Below are 17,901 nucleotides of genomic sequence, written 5' to 3' on the forward strand. Positions count from 1 at the left end.
GTGGCGTCCCGTTTGCTTTTTGCGCGCCTTACTTCGCGAACAGCGACGACATGTCGGCGAACGCCTTGATCTCGACGGCGTTGCCCGACGGATCGAGGAAGAACATCGTCGCCTGTTCGCCGACTTCGCCCTTGAAGCGCACATGCGGCTCGATGATGAAGCGCGTGCCCGCGGCGCGCAGCTTGTCGGCGAGCTCCTGCCATTGCGGGATCGACAGCACGACGCCGAAATGGCGCACCGGCACGGCGTCGCCATCGACGGCGCTCGTCGTGCGATGCCCGGCTTCCTCCGGCGCGAGATGCGCGACGATCTGATGACCGTAGAAATCGAAATCCACCCAGGCGTCGGAACTGCGGCCTTCCGGGCAGCCGAGCAGCTCGCCATAGAACTCGCGGGCGGCGGCGAGACTGTGGACGGGGAACGCGAGGTGAAAAGGCGGCATGGCGTGCGGGGTCGTGCTCATGGCGGAGAATCCTTCGATCGGCGTGTGGGAAGTGAAGCCACAGTGTATTAATAAATAAATGTGTTGAAAAACGATATATTGCGGGAGTCAGCCCCAATATTTTCGATGAATCGCCATGCTTCGCGAACTTCAGACTTTCATCGCGGTGGCGCGCCACGGGACCTTCGCGGGCGCGGGCGCGCAGATCGGCCTCACGCAATCGGCGGTGAGCGCACAGATGCAGCGCCTCGAAGCGCATCTCGGCGTCGAGCTTTTCGACCGGACCGGTCGCTCCGCGACGCTCAACAAGGCCGGCAGGCGCACGCTCGAACTTGCCGACGAACTGATCGCGCTGTATGCGCGCCTCGCCGCGCCGGACGGCGAGGACGGGCGCGGCGGCTCGCTGTCGGTGGGTGCGATCGCGTCGGCGCATGCGGCGCTTTTGCCCGAGGCGATCGGCGCATTCAGGCGCGTGCTGCCCGCGTGGCGCATCCGGCTCGTGCCGGGCGTGTCGCTGAATCTGCTCGCGAGCGTCGACGCCGGCGAGATGGACATGGCCGTCATCATCCGTCCGCCGTTTTCGATGCCGGCGGAACTGCGCTGGCGCACGCTCGCCGCCGAGCCGTTCGTGCTGCTCGCGCCCGCGTCGAAGAAGGGCGCGGACTGGCGCGCGCTGATCGAGTCGGAACCGTTCATTCGTTACGACCGGCGCTCGTTCGGCGGCCGGCAAGTGGACTCGTTTCTGACGAAGCGCCGCATCGCGGTGCGCGATTCGATCGAGGTCGACGAACTGCCGGGCATCGCGCAACTCGTGGCGCGCGGGCTGGGCGTCGCGCTCGTGCCGGTATCGGATGGCATCGGTCCGTGGCCGCGCGGCGCGGCGGCGCTCGATCTCGGCGACGATACGTTTCATCGCGAGATCGGTCTCGTCGAGCGCGCGCGGCGCGTGCGGGCGGACGAGCCGGATGCGGCGGCGCGCCTTGCCGGCTGCATCGTCGAGGCGGCGCAGCGCGGCGGGACGAAGCCGGCCGCCGGACGTGCACGCAGGCGGAACGCGCCGCGCGGCATCGCCTAGAATGCGTTGCAGACCCGCTTCCTTCGGTGGATGCCAATGGATGACGAGCAGCACATCGGCGACGCGAAAACGCGTCTCGCGGATTCGGCGCTGACGATCGCGCAGACGGGCGCGCAGCGCGTGCAGGCGGCGCTCGCATGGCTCGACCGGGTGGACCCGGGCACGCATCGGCGCATCAAGGGCTTGCGGCTCGTGACCGCGTACGGGCTCGCGGCGGCGCTCGGCGCGTTGCAGGACGTGACGCAAAGCGTGCCGCCCGGCGTGTCCGTCGGCTCGCTCGCGGGCGGCTTCGCGCTGTGGGCGAGCGTGTCCGAGGCGCGCACGACGCGTTTCGAGTCGAGCCGCGATCTGGCCGTGCTCTGTATCGCGGCCGCGTTCGGCGCGCTGGCCTTCACGCTTTTCGCGCCGATGCTTCGTGGCTTCGGACGCGGCGGCGCCGAGCTGATTCTCGTGACGGGCGCGTTTCTCGCGGGCTATCTGAAGCGCTTTGGCCCGATCGGCGCGGGCATCGGCTCGCAGCTCTATATCGGCCAGCTTCTCGCCTACGGGATGGATCTCAGGCCCGGCGATTCATGGGCGATCCTGCTCGCGTTGCCGATCGGCATGCTCGCCGCCATCGTGCCGCGCGTGTTGAGCAGGCCGGCCGAGCATCCGGCGGTGCTGCCGGCGCTCGCGTCCGAGCCTGCTTACGGGCGTTTCGCGATTTCGCCGGCGTTCGCGATGGGTTTGCAGGCCGCGTGCGGCGCGCTCGTCGTCGTGGCGTTGAATCGCGTGTTCGGGCTCGCGGAATCGGCGTGGGCGATCACGGCGTGCGTGTATGTGGTCGCGACATCGGCGGTCGGAACGGCGGAGCGCGTGCGGCGGCGCATCTACGGCACACTGGTCGGCGTGCCGATCGGGATCGTCTGTCTGCCGCTCGCGGAGCATTGGCCGCTCGTCGTCTGGACCTTGTCCGCGGTCGCGATGATCGTCTATGCGATGGCGTTGCCGGAACGCTATGACATCGCGTGCGGGGCCTTTGCGTTCGTGCTCATCGTGACGCTTGCCGCGAGCGGCGTGCATTCGGTCGAACTGCTGACGGCGCGGGCCTGGGAGACGTTGCTGGGCGGCGCGCTGGGGTTGATTGCCTCGCGCTTCATCTTTCCGCTGCGGCTGGTGCGGGCGTGACGGCCCTCAGCGTTGCACCAGCTTCTCCAGCAACCGGTCCAGCACCTCGAAATCCACCGGCTTCACCAGATGCGCATCGAAGCCCGCCTGCGCGGAACGTTCCTTGTCGCTCTCTTGCCCGAACCCCGTCATCGCGACGACCGTCGCGTGCCCGAGGAGCCGTTGCGAGCGCAACGTCCGCAGCACCGCGTATCCGTCCATATCGGGCAGCGCGAGATCGAGCAGAACCAGGTCCGGCGGAAAATGCCGGATCACGTCGAGCCCTTCCTTGCCGTGATACGCGATGCGCACGTCGTGCCCCTTCATCTGCAGCAGCATCGCGAGGCTGTCGGCCGAATCCTGATTGTCGTCGATCACCACGATGCGCAGGCCGTCGCCCACGGACTGCGTCGCGCGCTGCGCGAGCACGCGATGCGGCCGCGGCGCATCTTTGTCGGACGCATAGGGCAGGCGCACGGTGAACGTGCTGCCCTGATTCGGGCCGCCGCTCGCCGCGCTGATCGAGCCGCCGTGCATCTCGACGATCGACCGGCACAGCGTGAGCCCGATGCCGAGCCCTGCCTCGCCGGGATTGAGATAGTGATCCTCCTGCACGAACAGATCGAAGATGGTCGTGAGGCCCTTCTGCGAAATGCCGCGACCCGCGTCGATCACTTTCAGCAGCAGCGCGGTCGTCTCGCGCTCGACCTCGACGATGATCGTGCTCGTGCGCGGCGAGAACTTCGACGCGTTGTTCAACAGGTTTTGCACGACCTGCACGAGCCGCGTGCTGTCGCCCAGGACATGGACCGGCTCCTGCGGCAGCTTCGTGACGACGCGCTGCGTGCGCTCATCGGTGAACGGATGCACGAGCTCGATGCTGCGCGCGACGATATCGTTCACGTCCACGCGCGCGATGCGCAGATCGATCTTGCCCGTCGTGATGCGGCCCATGTCGAGCAGATCGTCGACGAGCCGGCCGAGATGCGAGGTCTGTCTGTCGATGATGTCGCGGCACGCGGCGACATGCTCCGGCATGCCCGCTTCCATCTGCATCACGCCGATCGCATTGCGCACCGGCGCAAGCGGATTGCGCAGTTCGTGCGCGAGCGTCGCGAGAAATTCGCTGATGCGCCGCGACGACACTTCGAGTTGCTCGAGGCGCTTTCTCTCGCTCATGTCGCGCGTGACCTTCGCGAAGCCGCGCAGCACGCGATGCTCGTCGTACACCGCCGTGATCACGACGTTGGCCCAGAACAGCGAGCCATCCTTGCGCACGCGCCAGCCTTCGTTTTCCACGCGCCCCGTGCGGATCGCGGTCTGCAATTCGATCTCGGGGATATTGGCGTCGAGGTCTTCCGGGCAATAGAAGATCGAGAAGTGCTTGCCGAGAATCTCCGACGGCTGATAACCCTTGATGCGCATCGCGCCCGTGTTCCAGCTCGCGATATGGCCGGTCGTATCGAGCATGAAGATCGCATAGTCGCTCACGCTTTCCACGAGCAGGCGAAAACGCTCTTCCGACAGGCGCAGCTTCGCTTCCTCGGCGCGCTTCGCGGTGAGATCGCGCGTGTATTTCGCGTAGCCGATGATCTCGCCCTTCGTGTTGCGCGCCGCCGTGATGACGACGTTCGCCCAGAACAGCGTGCCGTCCTTGCGCACGCGCCAGCCTTCGTCCTCGAAGCGGCCGGTCGCGTATGCCTGCTTCAGCTCGTACTCGGGCCAGCCGCGCGCGGTTGCCTCCGCCGGATAGAAACGCGACAGATGCTGCCCGATGATCTCGTGCGCCTCATAGCCCTTGATCTTGCGCGCGCCCTTGTTCCAGCTCGTGATGCGGCCGTTCAGGTCGAGCATGAAAATTGCGCAGTCTTCGATCGCGTCGACGAGCGCGTGATACTGCGGCTCGCTCATGGCGGGCTCCGATGGCGCGTCGCGAATGACGTCGGGCGTTGAGGCTGCTTTTGATCGGGTCATGGTTCGGGTAGCCGGCGCGAGGCGGACGATTCCTGGACAAAGGTCCGCCGACGCCATCAGTCTACCCGCAGCCCCGGCATCGCTGCCACGCCTTTGTCACGCAGCCTGCCGTCACGGAAACGTCCCTTGACAGCGGGCCATGCGATTTATAGCTTTTAAGTCGGTTCATTTCCGAAGAGAGCGACGCTCATCCGTCGGTGGTCGGCTCGACGCATCCAGCGAACTCCTGCCTTTCGCGCACTGCCTTCACGTCCGCAAACGGAGACTCCGATGGATCGCCGTCGCTTCCTTTCGCTGTCCGCCTTCTATACCGTCGCCGCTGCCGCCGGCACGCTCGCCGCCTGCCATTCCGGCGACGACGACAACGGCAACAATTCCGGCAGCGGCGGATCGACGCCGCCACCGGCCGGTGCATACGCATTTCCGCAGGGCGTCGCGAGCGGCGATCCGCGCGATGTCTCCGCCGTGTTCTGGACTCGCTGCGTCGTCAATGGAAGCACGATTGCGTCGTCGCCGGTCGCGCTGACCTTGCAGGTGTCCACGCAGCAGAACTTCTCGCAACTCGCGGCGAGCGTGCCGTTGAGCGCCACGCCGGATTACGACTTCACCGTTCGCGCGAAGGTCACGGGTCTCGCCGCGAAGACGACCTATTACTATCGCTTCGTCGCGGGCAGCGATGTCAGCGTGACGGGCACGACGCGCACCGCGGCCGCCGCGGGCGAAGCGATCGCGCAACTGCGTTTTGCATGGTTCGTGTGCCAGAACTGGAGCGCGAATCACTGGCAGGCGATGTCGCTGCTCGCCGCGGAAACCGATCTCGATTTCGTCGTGCATCTGGGCGACTACATCTACGAGGCGGGTTTCGCCGCGCAACCCGGCGCCGTCGAGCCCGCTCACCCGGCGATCACGCTGCCGAGCGGCGGCTCGTATGCGAACACGCTCGACGACTACCGCACGTTGTATCGCACGTATCGGGGCGATGCGCGCCTGCAGAACGTGCATGCGCGCTTTCCCGTCATCGCGATCTGGGACGATCACGAGTTCTCCGACGACTGCTGGCAGGATCACCAGACCTACACGAACGCGAATCTTCAGCAGACCGCGCGGCGGCGCAGCGCGAATCAGGCATGGGCGGAGTACTTGCCGGTCGACTGGGGCGACGTGTCGTTCGATCTCAACAACGCGGCATACGACAACATCCGCATTTATCGCGACTTCCACTTTGGCTCGCTGATGCATCTCGTGATGACCGACGAGCGGCTCTATCGCGACGATCACGTCGTCAGCGAAGCGGCGATCGCGCAGGCGCTCGGGCACGATCCGGTCAACGGCAACGATCTCGTCGGCTCGCGTTATTTCGTGCCGCAGCCGGTGCTCGCGCAGTTCGAAGCGGCCGATACGCGGCGCCTCGGCCGCGTGCCGTCGATCTTCGGCCCCGCGCAGACGCAATGGTGGAAGGACACGCTGAAGGCTTCCACGTCGATATGGAAAGTGTGGGGCAACGAAGTGATGATGAACCGCATGTGGCTCGATCTCTCGTCGATCGCGCCCGCGCCCGACAACGTCGTCTTTGTGCTCGACTGCGACGCATGGGACGGCTATCCGTCGCACAAGGCCGATCTCATGTCGTATGTGAAGACGCAGGGCATCACGAATCTCGTCGCGATCACGGGCGATCTGCACGCGTTCCAGGCTGGCATCGTGCGCGATGTGCCCGATCCCGCGACGGGCACGCCCGTGATGATCGATCTGATGTCGGCGGGCATCAGCAGCCAGCCTTTCTTCGAGGACGTGAAGAGGTATGCGGCGGGCATGCCGCTCGCGTCGCTGATCAGCTCGTCGGGGCTGTTCGACAGCTTCATTCGCCAGAACAATCCGGACATGCTCTATGCCGATCACGACGGCATCGGCTATGCATCGGCGACGCTCACGCCCACGCAGTTCATCGCGATCTTCAACAAGGTGAAGTTCCTCAACGCCGACGGCAGCGCGCCGCAATCGCCGCTGCAAAAGCGCACGCGTCTCACGATCAACGCGGGCGCGGTGTCGGTGGCCGTCGAGGACAACATATGAATGCGCAACGCGCTTCATTCATTCGCGACGAATCCATCCATTCGTATCCTTGCTTTTGAGGGGATTTCAACGCCGACCGGCGCACGTAGACTGCGTGCACATTTCAGAAGGTCGTTTGCTGGCAGGCAGTGCAATGAGGCCGATTGAAGTGACCGTGTGAAACCCTCAGGAGCACTATCATGATCGGCAATCTCAAAGGCATCATCTTCGTCGCCGCGCTCGCGGGCGCTTCCTATGCACTCGCGAGCGGCTATGGTCCCGCGCCGCATTACGCACCGATGGACGGCGCGCCCACGTCGCAGCAAGGCATGAACATGCAGACCATCGCGCAGGATGCGCAGCAGAGCAACGACGCGAGCGTCGATAAATCGAAGCAGGACAGCCCGCTCATTCAGGCGCAGGACTGAGCGTGACTGCATGAGGCCGTGTCCCGCCGGTGTCATCGGCGGGACGCGCGATGCGCGCCTCAGTGGAACGCCTGATTCGCGGCGCTTTTCGCCTCGGCCGCGCCGACCTTTTCGACCGTTTCCTTTGCGCGCCCGATCTCGATCTTCGGCATGAACAGCATCGAGATCACAGTGCCGAGCGCGATCACGAACATCGCCGTGAAGGTCAGATGCAGCGAATGATGCAACACGAGGCGAATCTCGTGGTTCATCGAGAAGTCGCCGGGCACGGACGAAAGCAGTTGCTTCAACTGATCCGCGTGCACGGGCGGCAGGCCGTCCGTGTGCGTGAGGCCGTAGTTCTGCACCGCGCCGAACACGGCCGCGCCGAGCGTGTTGCCGAGATTGCGCGAGAACAGATTCGATGCGGTCGCGCTGCCGCGTTCGAGCGGCTGCACGATCTCCTGAATCAGGATGAGGCATGACACGCTCGTGATGCCCATGCCGAAGCCCAGTACCGCCGAGCCGACGCCCGCCCAGACCGGGCTCGATTGCGGGCCGAGCAGCACGAACGGCAGCGCGCCGAGCGGAATGAACACCGGGCCGACCATCAGGAGGCGTCTCAGACCGATGCGGCTGAACGTGCGCGACGTGAAGGTCGCGCCGCTCGGCCAGCCGATCATCATCATCGTGAGCGCGAGGCCCGCTTCCACCGGCGTGCGATGCATCACGCCCTGCACGTACATCGGCAGGAACGTGGTGAGACCCATCATCGCCATGCCGGCGAGCAGGGTCGCGACATTGCTCGCCGCGATCGGCCGATGCGACCACAACCTGAACGAGATCATCGGATCGGCGGCGCGCCGCTCCTGCGCCACAAAGCACACGATGGCGAGCACCAGTACGGCGATCTCGATGCCGACGCGCGCGTTGCTCGCGTGACCGGCATCCGTGAGCGCCATCATCAGCGAGGCGACGGCGGCGGTGAAGAAGAACGCGCCCGCGAGATCGATCGCCGGCCGGTCGTGACGTTTCTCCTCGTGCAGAAAGAGCGTGAAGAGGAGGGCGGCGAGAATGCCGATCGGCACGTTGATCCAGAAGATCCACGCCCACGAGAACTGCCGGATCAGCAGGCCGCCGACCATCGGCCCGAGCACCGCGGACACGGCCCACACGCTCGCGAGATAGCCCTGCACCTTGCCGCGCTCGCGCGCCGGATAGAGGTCGCCGACCACCGTCAGCGCGACCGGCAGGATCGCGCCCGCGCCGACGCCCTGAACGAGCCGGAAGACGATCATCGCGGGCATCGACCATGCGAAGCCCGCGAGCACCGAACCGATCAGGAAGATCGCGATGCCCGCGAGGATCGCCGGCTTGCGGCCGTACAGGTCCGCGAGCTTGCCGAACACCACGGTGAGCGCGGTCTGCGTGAGCAGGAACGACGAGAACACCCAGCTGTAGAGATTGAGGCCGCCGAGCTGCGTCGCGATTTGCGGCATCGCGGTGGAGACGATGGTGGCTTCGATCGCGACCATGGCCATCGAGGCCATCACCGCTGCAATGACGAGGGGACGGGTGGTTTTTCTGTTCTGTGACATGCGATTCCGAAGGGCATATCGCCGGCCGCACGAACCGGGGTGGATGCGCGCAAGCAGGCCATGCTCGAAAAATGGAGATGCGGCGGCGACGCTCCGGCTTGCGGATTCCTTGCGGCGCAGGCAATGTCGCCGATGAAAATGCGCCGGATGCAATGTTATCCCGCCCCGCGAAACGCTGCTCGGCGGATCACCTGCGCTCATTCAACGCTAATTCTTCGCGCCTACGCTCTGTCATGTGGACGGGCAGCACGCTTCTCCGAGCTTCCAGGCCCGTTTCACGTTTCTCGTAACTCCTCAGCCCTTGGCGCCGGCCGCGACCGGACCGGCGCCTTTTTTTCTCCGGCGCTCACGCGCATCTGTCACGCACATGCTGTCTTTCAGACCGAAATCCCCGGGAATGTCGCCTAAAATCGAACGGGCTGGCGTAGCGCCCCGTTCCCTTCCGAAGCGGCGGACTCGAATGATCAAATCACTGAAGAATCAGCTGGTGCTCGCGCTCGGGCTGCTCGTCAGCGTGATCGGCGTCGTGCAGGGCGTGAGTTCGTATCAGTTGACCAAGACCGGCATGAGCGCGCTGCTCGACATGCGGCTCGAGCAGGTGGCGGCGCGACTGCGCGACGGGCTCGCGTACAGCCTGCCGAAAAATCCCGCGCGCGGCACGCAGGACGAACGCGATGTCGTCGCCGTCGTATGGAAGCCGGGCGAAGATCTGCCGTTCCGCACGACCGACCCGTCGCTGCATTTTCCGCGCGATGCGCAGCCGGGCTTCTCCGGCGTCGATGTCAACGGCGAGCACTGGCGCGTCTTCACACGCCAGGAGCCGACCATGACGATTCAGGTCGCGCAACGCTCGGCCATCCGCCGCGAACTGACGCAGGAAGCCGCGACGCAAACGCTCTGGCCGATCGCCGTGCTGCTGCCGCTCGTGTGGATCGCGGTCGCGCTCGTCGTGCGGCGCTCGCTGCGCCAGTTGAACGAACTCGGCGCGGAAGTGGGGGCCATCGACATGAGTCATCTGCAGCCATTGCCGACGGTCGGCGTGCCCACGGAAATCGCGCCCTTCATCCACTCGATCAACACGATGATCGAGCGCCTCGCGATCTCGATCGAGAAGGAGCGCAAGTTCATCGCCGATGCCGCTCACGAACTGCGCACGCCGCTCACGGCGCTTCAGCTTCAGGCCGACAATCTCGCGCCGCATATCGTCGCCGGCAATCAGGAGCGCTTTCAGGAGCTGCGCAAGGGCATCGCGCGCAGCGGCAAGCTGATCACGCAACTGTTGCGGCTCGCGCGCGCCGATGGGCCGGTGGGCGGCACGCCGTTCGCGCGCGTGGATCTCGCGGAGGCGGTGACGGGCGCAGTCGCCGACGTGCTGCCCATCGCGCTCGCGCGCGGCATGGATATCGGCGCGGAGGAAATGGTGGACGCGCATGTGCGCGCGGTGGAAACCGACATCGGCATGGCGGTGAAGAATCTCGTGTCGAACGCGGTGCGCTATACGCCCGATGGCGGCACCATCGACCTGCGCATGCGACGTGACGGCGAGCTCGTCTGGATCGATGTGATCGACACCGGACCGGGCATCGACGAAGCGTTGCTGCCGCGCGTGTTCGACCGGTTCTTCCGCGCGAATCCCGACGTGGAAGGCAGCGGGCTGGGGTTGTCGATCGTGAAGGCGATCGCCGCGCGCTACGGCGGCGACGTGACGCTGAAGAATCGCGACGACGGCCGCTCGGGCATCGTCGCTTCGATCGGCTTTCCGGTCGAGAAAGTCAATGAAAGCACCGCTGCGCCCGCACTAAGCACATAGGGATTTGCGCGCGGTTTTACGCCGATTACAATGCATTCGCTGCGTGGCGCGAAGCGATCATCGCCGGTCAGTCAAAGAGTCAAAAAGACCGGGCGTGCATTTTCGATCGTTCCAGATCCTTCGGGCCGCATTCCGGGCGCGTGGCGCGCGCCATTCTCGCCAGGCGCGGGGTGGAACATGCGAATTCTTCTGATCGAAGACGACGTGCAGATCGGCACGAGCCTCATGCGGGCGCTCAAGGATGCCGATTACGCCGTCGACTGGGTGCGCGACGGCAACGCGGGCCGCGAGGCGATCAGCGCCGCCGAATACACCGTCGTGCTGCTGGATCTCGGCTTGCCGGGCATGACGGGCATCGAGCTGTTGCGACAGGCGCGCACGGCGGGCAACGCGACGCCGGTGCTGATCCTCACCGCACGCGACGATCTCGACACCCGCGTGCAGGGCCTCGATCTCGGCGCCGACGACTATCTGCTCAAGCCCTTCGACATGCCCGAGCTGCTCGCGCGCATCCGCGCGGTGCTGCGCCGCAAGGCGGGCTATGCGGTTTCGCGCCTCGGCGACGATTCGCTCAGCCTCAATCTCGATCAGCGCACGCTCACGTGCGGCGAGAATTCGGGCGTGCTGTCCGCGCGTGAATTCGCGCTGATGCACGCGCTGCTCGAACGCCCCGGCACGATCTTCTCGCGCGATCAACTGGAAGACCGTCTGTACGGCTGGGGCAAGGAAGTGGAGAGCAACGCGGTCGACGTGCTGATCCACTCGGTGCGCAAGAAATTCGGCGCGAGCGTGATCCGCAACGTGCGCGGCCTCGGCTGGACCGTGATGCTCGGCCAGGCGGGGCGCGAGGAATCGAAGTAGCGCGCGTTGCATGGGCGGCGCGCTCAGTGCGCGTCGTAATGGCGGCCGAGCGAGCCGCAAAAATACATGCTGTAGCCGTGGTCCTGCGTTTCGATCTGACGCATGCGCCGCTCGAGATCGGCGAGATCGCTCGATGACGCGAGATAGGCATCGCGTGCTTCGTTCGCGGTGCGGATCGAAAAGAGGCTGTCGATGGAATGAGTAAGACGCTCGAACATGATGTGCTCCCGTCGTTGAAAGAAGGCCGGTGGGTTGAGTGAGGCCGACGAAAGCAGGTTATGCCCCGTGAATTAGAAGCGAATGAGAGCGCACCGCATACGCGATATCGCGCTTCGCACGGCGCAGCGTTCGCCAACGCACCGTGACGAGGATCGCACTGCGGGAAGGCACTGCCGCGCCGCACCATCCCGTGCTATCGTGTTTCATAGGGGTTTCATACGGAACGCCGTGCGCTGTTCGCATTCGTCGATCGTCTCTCGTGAAGGCCGCCATGAACGATGTGTCTCGTACCCTCAGCGCTCGCGACCGCGTCGAGTTGCTCTGCTGGCTCACGTGCGGCAGTCTTGGCGCGTATTACCTGAATGGCGACTGGCCGGCACCCTCGTTTCATGTGCAGGCCGCGCACAAGTGGCTCGACCGGCATCAGCGGCTCGCGGACTGGCTCACGGTCGCGAAGCTCGCGGCGATCGCCCGTGAAATCGCCACGCAACATTGCGCGATGCTCGAAGCAGACTGGGCGCGCGACGCCGTCGAGGAAATCCTCGATAGCGAAGATCTCAACTATCAATCGGATGTCGTGCGGCAGGTTTTCGACGATTGCCGCCGCGCGCTCGCCGAAAAGCGCACGCCGGAGTGAACCGGCCATCGCGGGCATCATGGACAGGCTCTAGCGTGAATTACTGTATGAATGTACAGTAAGCCATTTTCCTGGCTCCGATCGCTGCGATGGACGCGCCGTCTTCCGCACCCGCACCGCGCCGCATCGCGCATCTCGACATGGATGCGTTCTTCGCGTCGGTCGAACTCCTGCGTTATCCGGAACTGCGCGGCATGCCGGTCGTGGTCGGCGGCGGCCGCAGCGCCACGCCCGAAACGCTCCCCGACGGCACGCGCCGCTTCAGGCGGCTGCGCGACTACGCGGGCCGCGGCGTCGTGACCACCTCCACGTACGAGGCGCGCAAGTTCGGCGTCTTCTCCGCAATGGGCATGATGAAGGCCGCCCAGCTTGCGCCGGACGCGATTCTCCTGCCCACCGATTTCGATTCCTATCGCCATTACTCGCGCCTCTTCAAGGCAGCCGTCGCGACGTTCACCACGCAGATCGAGAATCGCGGCATCGACGAGATCTATATCGACGTCAGCGACCTGCCCGGCGAGCCGGGCGACATCGGCCAGCGCATGAAAGACGCGGTGCGCGAAGCGACCGGACTCACGTGCTCGATCTGCATCGCGCCGAACAAGTTGCTCGCGAAGATCGGCTCCGAGCTCGACAAGCCCGATGGTCTCACCATCCTCACGATGGACGATCTGCAAACGCGCATCTGGCCGCTCGCCGCGCGCAAGGTGAACGGCATCGGGCCGAAGGCGAACGAGAAGCTCGCGGCGCTCGGCATCGTCACCGTGGGCGATATCGCCGCTGCCGATCCCGGCTTCCTGCAGACGCATTTCGGCCACACGTACGCCGCATGGCTCGCGCGCATCGCGCAGGGGCAGGACGAGCGGCCCGTCGTCGTGAGCTCGACGCCCAAGTCGATGAGCCGCGAGACGACCTTCGAGCGCGACTTTCATCCGAAGCAGGATCGCGCGACGCTTTCCGCGGCGTTCACCGGCCTGTGCACGCGCGTCGCCGAGGACTTGCAGCGCAAGGGCTATGTCGGGCGCACGGTTGGCATCAAGCTGCGCTTCGACGACTTTCGCACCGTGACGCGCGATCTGACCGTGCCCGTTGCGACGGCCGATCCCGTCGAGATCCGCCGCGCCGCGACCGAGTGCCTGAAGCGGATCGTGCTCGATCGCCGGATCAGGCTGCTCGGCGTGCGTGTCAGCGCGCTCGCCGGGCGCGACGAGCACGGCATCATCGAGCCGGTGCAAGTCGAGTTGCCGTTCGATATCGCCGGTGAATAAAGGCGTCTCGCCGGCTTTCAGCGTTTTCCCTCATGGCGCGTTCGCCGCCAAACCGTCATTGGTCTGATCAATGTATTCGACTTTATGTCCGTCGGGCGCCACACATACTTAATTCAATCGCGCCGCTAAGTTTCCACCAGGACGCAGGACATCGACCTGTTCGCGCGGGTCATCTCACATGCACCCGAGGAAAAAAAGAATGAGAAAGCGGGCGTTGGTCTGGACGACGTGCGTCGTCTGTTCGGGGGCGGCAGTCGGGCAGGAGGTCTTCACGCAAGGCGGAACGCAAGGCATCGGTATCGGCGCGGCGTTCGCGCTGGGATCGTCTTTCGGCGTGCATGCCGATTTCAACGGATGGAACAGCGGGCGCGGCTTCACGCTGGGCGGCAATCGCTACGAAGGCGACATGCGTCTGAGGCACGGCGGCATCTACCTCGATTACTTTCCGTTCGAAAATCGGGGATGGCGCGTGACGGCGGGCGTCAGATTCAACGACGACTCGCTCGTTGCCGTATCGCAGCAGGACAATGGCACCTATGTATTCGCGGGAAAGCGCTTTGCCGTGCCGCCCGACGCGACGGCCACCGCGACGGTCAAATATCCGGTCGCGATGCCTTATCTCGGGCTGGGCTTCGGGCACAAACCCGCGGGCAAGGGCTTCGGGTTCGTCGCGGATATCGGCGTCGCTTATGGCGTGCCGAAAACGAGCTATACGTTGTCGCCGAGCCTCGCGCAGATCGCCGGATCGAATAGCGCCTTGCTGATCAGCACCGGCGAGCAGCAGTTGAATGACAAGGTATCGCGTTATCGCTGGTATCCGGTGGCGCAGGTCGGCGTGTCGTATCGCTTCTGACGCGGCTTTATCGCAGCGGCACATAACAAAAGCTCGGATCGTTCGTTGCCGCCCGAATCGCCGCGCGTTAGATTGATCGCTTCCCGAAGTTATCGATTGTTATCAGTTCGACCGTGACGATTCAGACCGCCCTCAACCCCGCTCTCGTTTCACTCGATTCATCCGGCGAAGCCGCCGATCAATCCATCGAGATTCGCCGACTCGACGCGCCGCTCGGCGCCGAAGTGATCGGGCTCGATCTGTCGAAGCCGCTATCCAGCGCCGATTTCGCGCGCATTCACCGCGCGCACCTGGATCATCACGTACTCGTGTTTCGCGATCAGCGCATCACGCCCGACGAGCAGGTCGCGTTCAGCAATCGCTTCGGTCCGTTGCAGATTCACGTGCTGCATCAGTTCGGCCTCGCGGGGCATCCGGAAGTGCTGATCGTGTCGAACATCGTCGAGAACGGCAAGCCGATCGGTCTCGGCGATGCCGGCCATTTCTGGCATTCGGATCTCTCGTACAAGGAAAAGCCGAGTCTCGGGTCGCTGTTGCACGCGCAGGAGTTGCCGGCGGTCGGCGGCGACACGCTGTTCGCGAATCAGCATCTCGCATGGGAGACGCTGCCCGCGCATCTGCGCGATGCAATCGAAGGCCGCGTCGCCGAACATACCTATCTCGCCAAATACGGCGAGTTGCAAAAGCGCAGCCCGTGGCGTCCGAATCTGTCGGCGGAGCAGATTGCGCAGGTCAAGCCGGTGACGCATCCGATCGTGCGCACGCATCCGGAAACGAAGCGTCGCGCGCTCTTCGTCAGCGAGCATTTCACGACGCGCGTGATCGGCCTGCCCGAAGACGAAAGCCGCGCGTTGCTCGCGGAACTGTTCGCGCACAGCACCAAGCCGGAGTTCATCTATCGGCATCGCTGGCTGGCGCGCGACATGGTCTTCTGGGACAACCGCTCGGTGATGCATCTCGCGGCGGGCACGCCCGACGACCAGCGCCGCAAGCTGTACCGCACGACCATCGAAGGCGACGCGCCTTTCTAAAACCACACCTTCGTCGCGTTCGTGCAAGGCATTGCATCGGGCGACCTGATCGAGGAGATCGGCATTTCCATGTAGATGTTGTTGCGCGGTTATGCGCTCGGCGCGGCGCTCGCGTTCGTGCTGACATCGCTTGCAGTGTCGACTCGCATCGGCGGCGACCTGCTTTCGATGCTCACCGCGATGTTCAATCCGCCGCCGTCCATCGCGCTGTTGCCGCTCGCGTTGCCATGGTTCGGACTCGGTCGCGTGGCGCACGCTGATCGCGGCGGCGCTCGTGTTCGGCGCGAGCCAGGGCAAGGGCGGCCTCGGCTAGTACATCGTCCAGAACCGCAACGAGCTTTACACGGACCGCGTGTTTGCAGGATTGGCCGCGGTCATCGTGATCGGACTCGCGGTCGAGCATCGCGTCTTCGATACCGTCGGGCGCATGACGGTGCGGCGTTGGGGCGTGCAGCAACAAGCGGTTCTCAAGTCTCGTCGCGAATGAAGTCGATGAACGCGCGCAGCGGCCCCGGCATGTGCGCGCGGCTCGGATAGTACAGACGCGGGCCGGTGAAACTCTGCCACCAGGGTTTGAGCACCGGCACGAGCGCGCCGTTATCGATCGCCTCGCGCACGAATTCGTCGAACGTATAGACGAGGCCCAGCCCGGCGATGGCCGCGCTGCGGCTGATCTCGATCGACGACGTGACGAGCGGCCCCTCGGGCGCGATGCGGATCGTTTCCTTGCCGCGCATGAACTCCCACACGGCCAGCACGCCGCTATCGAAGCGATGTCCGATGCACGCGTGGTTCACCAGATCCCGCGGATGCTTCGGCTCGCCGTGCGCGGCGAGATAAGACGGCGCCGCAACCGCGACGAAGCGCTGCGTGCGCGGCCCGATCGGCACGGCGATCATGTCGCGCTCGATGCGTTCGTCGTAGCGAATGCCCGCATCGAAACCGGCGGCGAGCACGTCGATGAACGTATCGGTCGCGCTGATCTCCAGCTTGATGCCCGGATGCGCCGCCAGAAAGCGCGCGACGATCGACGGCAATATCTCACGCGAGACGATGCGCGGCACGTTCAGGCGCAGCGTGCCGGTCGGGCTGTCGCGAAACCCGTTGACGGCATCGAGCGCGCCCGCGATCTCCGTGAACGCGGGAGCGAGGCGCTCGATCAGGCGCTCGCCCGCTTCGGTCGGCGTGACGCTGCGCGTCGTGCGATTCAGAAGACGCACGCCGAGGCGCGTTTCGAGCCTGCGTATCGCCTCGCTCAACGACGACGCCGACACGCCGCGCAACAGCGCCGCCTGCCTGAAGCCGCGCGAGCGCGCGACGGCCAGAAACGCATGGAGATCCGACAGATCCGGTTCGCTCATGACTCACCCATTGTTCGCCTCGGCGCACAGCCCATTCGCATTGAGGCGGATTATCGCACGCGAAGTTTGCTCCCATAATCGTCTTCATCCCTTCTGGAGAGAACGAACATGGAATCACGCAGACTCGGAAAGCACGGACCTCAATCGTCCGCCATCGGACTCGGATGCATGGGCATGTCGGGCATGTACGGGCCGTCGGATCGCGCGGAAAGCATCGCGACGATACACGCGGCGCTCGAAGCGGGCGTGACGCTGCTCGACACCGGCGACTTCTACGGCATGGGCCACAACGAGATGCTGATCGGCGAGGCGTTGAGAAGCGCACCGCCTTCGCGCCGCGATTCGGCGATCCTCAGTGTGAAGTTCGGCGGCATGCGCGATCCGGCCGGCAACTTCATCGCGTTCGATGGCCGTCCCGTCGCGGTGAAGAATTCGCTCGCTTATACGCTGCAGCGGCTCGGCGTCGAGCATGTCGACATCTATCGCCCCGCACGCCTCGATGCCAGCGTGCCCATCGAAGACACCGTCGGCGCGATCGCCGACATGATCGAGGCGGGCCATGTGCGCCATGTCGGACTGTCGGAAGTGGGCGCGCAGACGATCCGCAAGGCCGCCGCCGTGCATCCGGTGTGCGACCTGCAGATCGAATACTCGCTGATCTCGCGCGGCATCGAGGAATCGATCCTGCCGGCGTGCCGCGAACTGGGCATTGCCGTCACCGCGTATGGCGTGCTGTCGCGTGGACTCATCAGCGGACACTGGAGCAAGGACGGCGCGCAATCGGGCGACTGGCGCGCGAACAGTCCGCGCTTTCAGCAAGGCAACGTCGAACGCAATCTCGCGCTCGTCGATGCATTGCGCAAGATTGCCGATGAAAAGGGCGTGAGCGTCGCGCAGATTGCGATTGCGTGGGTGCTCGCACAGGGCGACGACATCATTCCCGTCGTCGGCGCGCGCCGCCGCGACCGGCTGACGGAATCGCTCGGCGCACTCGACGTGACGCTCGCGAAGGACGAACTCGCGGCGATTGAGGCGGCGGTGCCGAAGGGCGCGGCGGCGGGCGACCGCTACGAAGCCGTGCAGATGGCGCACCTCGACAGCGAGAAGCACTGAGCGTCACGATTCGCGTCGACGCGGCACGCGAACTGCGACGCGTGTACGATCGAT

16 protein-coding genes and 1 pseudogene are annotated in these 17,901 nt (G+C 65.0%); 12 read left to right on the forward strand and 5 right to left on the reverse strand.

From position 1 onward, the window contains the following. Positions 1-28: 28 nt before the first annotated feature. A complete protein-coding gene (locus tag U4Y90_RS27355; RefSeq protein WP_321799316.1) occupies positions 29-463 on the reverse strand; it encodes a VOC family protein in 435 nt (144 codons plus the stop codon). A gap of 115 nt (positions 464-578) precedes the next feature. Here U4Y90_RS27355 and U4Y90_RS27360 point away from each other — a divergent pair, with 115 nt between their 5' ends. After that, complete coding sequence (locus tag U4Y90_RS27360) at positions 579-1,517, forward strand: LysR family transcriptional regulator (RefSeq protein WP_321799317.1); 939 nt, start codon at positions 579-581, stop codon at positions 1,515-1,517. A gap of 36 nt (positions 1,518-1,553) precedes the next feature. Beyond that, entirely contained in the window at positions 1,554-2,684 is a 1,131-nt protein-coding gene (locus U4Y90_RS27365; protein ID WP_321799318.1) for an FUSC family protein, read from the forward strand. Positions 2,685-2,690: 6 nt separating this feature from the next. Here U4Y90_RS27365 and U4Y90_RS27370 read toward each other — a convergent pair whose 3' ends face one another. After that, positions 2,691-4,574: a PAS domain S-box protein gene (locus U4Y90_RS27370; protein WP_321799319.1), complete on the reverse strand. Its 1,884-nt coding sequence runs from the start codon at positions 4,572-4,574 to the stop codon at positions 2,691-2,693. A 333-nt stretch (positions 4,575-4,907) separates the two neighbouring features. Here U4Y90_RS27370 and U4Y90_RS27375 point away from each other — a divergent pair, with 333 nt between their 5' ends. Further along, on the forward strand, positions 4,908-6,710 hold the full coding sequence (locus tag U4Y90_RS27375) for an alkaline phosphatase D family protein (RefSeq protein ID WP_321799320.1): 1,803 nt from the start codon (positions 4,908-4,910) through the stop codon (positions 6,708-6,710). A 179-nt stretch (positions 6,711-6,889) separates the two neighbouring features. After that, a complete protein-coding gene (locus U4Y90_RS27380; RefSeq protein WP_321799322.1) occupies positions 6,890-7,117 on the forward strand; it encodes a hypothetical protein in 228 nt (75 codons plus the stop codon). A gap of 59 nt (positions 7,118-7,176) precedes the next feature. Here the strand turns inward: U4Y90_RS27380 and U4Y90_RS27385 are convergent, their stop codons facing one another. Beyond that, entirely contained in the window at positions 7,177-8,694 is a 1,518-nt protein-coding gene (locus tag U4Y90_RS27385) for an MDR family MFS transporter (RefSeq protein ID WP_321799324.1), read from the reverse strand. 460 nt (positions 8,695-9,154) lie between these two features. On the opposite strand from U4Y90_RS27385, the gene U4Y90_RS27390 reads away from it, so the two are divergent. Beyond that, complete coding sequence (locus tag U4Y90_RS27390) at positions 9,155-10,504, forward strand: sensor histidine kinase (RefSeq protein ID WP_321799326.1); 1,350 nt, start codon at positions 9,155-9,157, stop codon at positions 10,502-10,504. Positions 10,505-10,681: 177 nt separating this feature from the next. Continuing rightward, positions 10,682-11,365 carry a response regulator transcription factor gene (locus U4Y90_RS27395; protein WP_321799327.1) on the forward strand — a complete coding sequence of 228 codons (684 nt, stop codon included), beginning with the start codon at positions 10,682-10,684 and terminating at the stop codon, positions 11,363-11,365. 23 nt (positions 11,366-11,388) lie between these two features. On the opposite strand, the gene U4Y90_RS27400 is transcribed toward U4Y90_RS27395, so the two are convergent. After that, the gene (locus U4Y90_RS27400) at positions 11,389-11,583 is read right to left on the reverse strand and encodes a DUF3563 family protein (RefSeq protein ID WP_321799328.1); all 195 of its coding nucleotides are present in this window, start codon (positions 11,581-11,583) and stop codon (positions 11,389-11,391) included. Positions 11,584-11,855: 272 nt separating this feature from the next. On the opposite strand from U4Y90_RS27400, the gene U4Y90_RS27405 reads away from it, so the two are divergent. The 5 genes and pseudogenes from U4Y90_RS27405 to U4Y90_RS27425 form a co-directional block, all read left to right on the forward strand. After that, entirely contained in the window at positions 11,856-12,221 is a 366-nt protein-coding gene (locus U4Y90_RS27405; RefSeq protein ID WP_321799329.1) for a hypothetical protein, read from the forward strand. Positions 12,222-12,310: 89 nt separating this feature from the next. Next, entirely contained in the window at positions 12,311-13,489 is a 1,179-nt protein-coding gene (gene dinB / locus U4Y90_RS27410) for a DNA polymerase IV (RefSeq protein WP_321799330.1), read from the forward strand. Between the two features lie 199 nt (positions 13,490-13,688). Continuing rightward, positions 13,689-14,342 carry a hypothetical protein gene (locus U4Y90_RS27415; protein WP_321799332.1) on the forward strand — a complete coding sequence of 218 codons (654 nt, stop codon included), beginning with the start codon at positions 13,689-13,691 and terminating at the stop codon, positions 14,340-14,342. A 119-nt stretch (positions 14,343-14,461) separates the two neighbouring features. Next, positions 14,462-15,373: a TauD/TfdA dioxygenase family protein gene (locus U4Y90_RS27420; RefSeq protein WP_415749420.1), complete on the forward strand. Its 912-nt coding sequence runs from the start codon at positions 14,462-14,464 to the stop codon at positions 15,371-15,373. Between the two features lie 6 nt (positions 15,374-15,379). Further along, positions 15,380-15,860: pseudogene (locus U4Y90_RS27425) on the forward strand (ABC transporter permease); the annotation flags it as partial. Here the strand turns inward: U4Y90_RS27425 and U4Y90_RS27430 are convergent. After that, entirely contained in the window at positions 15,841-16,734 is an 894-nt protein-coding gene (locus U4Y90_RS27430) for a LysR family transcriptional regulator (RefSeq protein WP_321799333.1), read from the reverse strand. The pseudogene U4Y90_RS27425 and the gene U4Y90_RS27430 overlap by 20 nt on opposite strands. A 108-nt stretch (positions 16,735-16,842) precedes the next feature. Between U4Y90_RS27430 and U4Y90_RS27435 the strand changes: the two genes are divergently transcribed. Beyond that, positions 16,843-17,847, forward strand: coding sequence for an aldo/keto reductase (locus tag U4Y90_RS27435; RefSeq protein ID WP_321799334.1), 1,005 nt, complete (start codon positions 16,843-16,845; stop codon positions 17,845-17,847). The last annotated feature ends 54 nt before the right edge of the window (positions 17,848-17,901 follow it).

Source organism: Caballeronia sp. J97 (assembly GCF_905220305.1).
Taxonomy (GTDB): Bacteria; Pseudomonadota; Gammaproteobacteria; order Burkholderiales; family Burkholderiaceae; genus Caballeronia.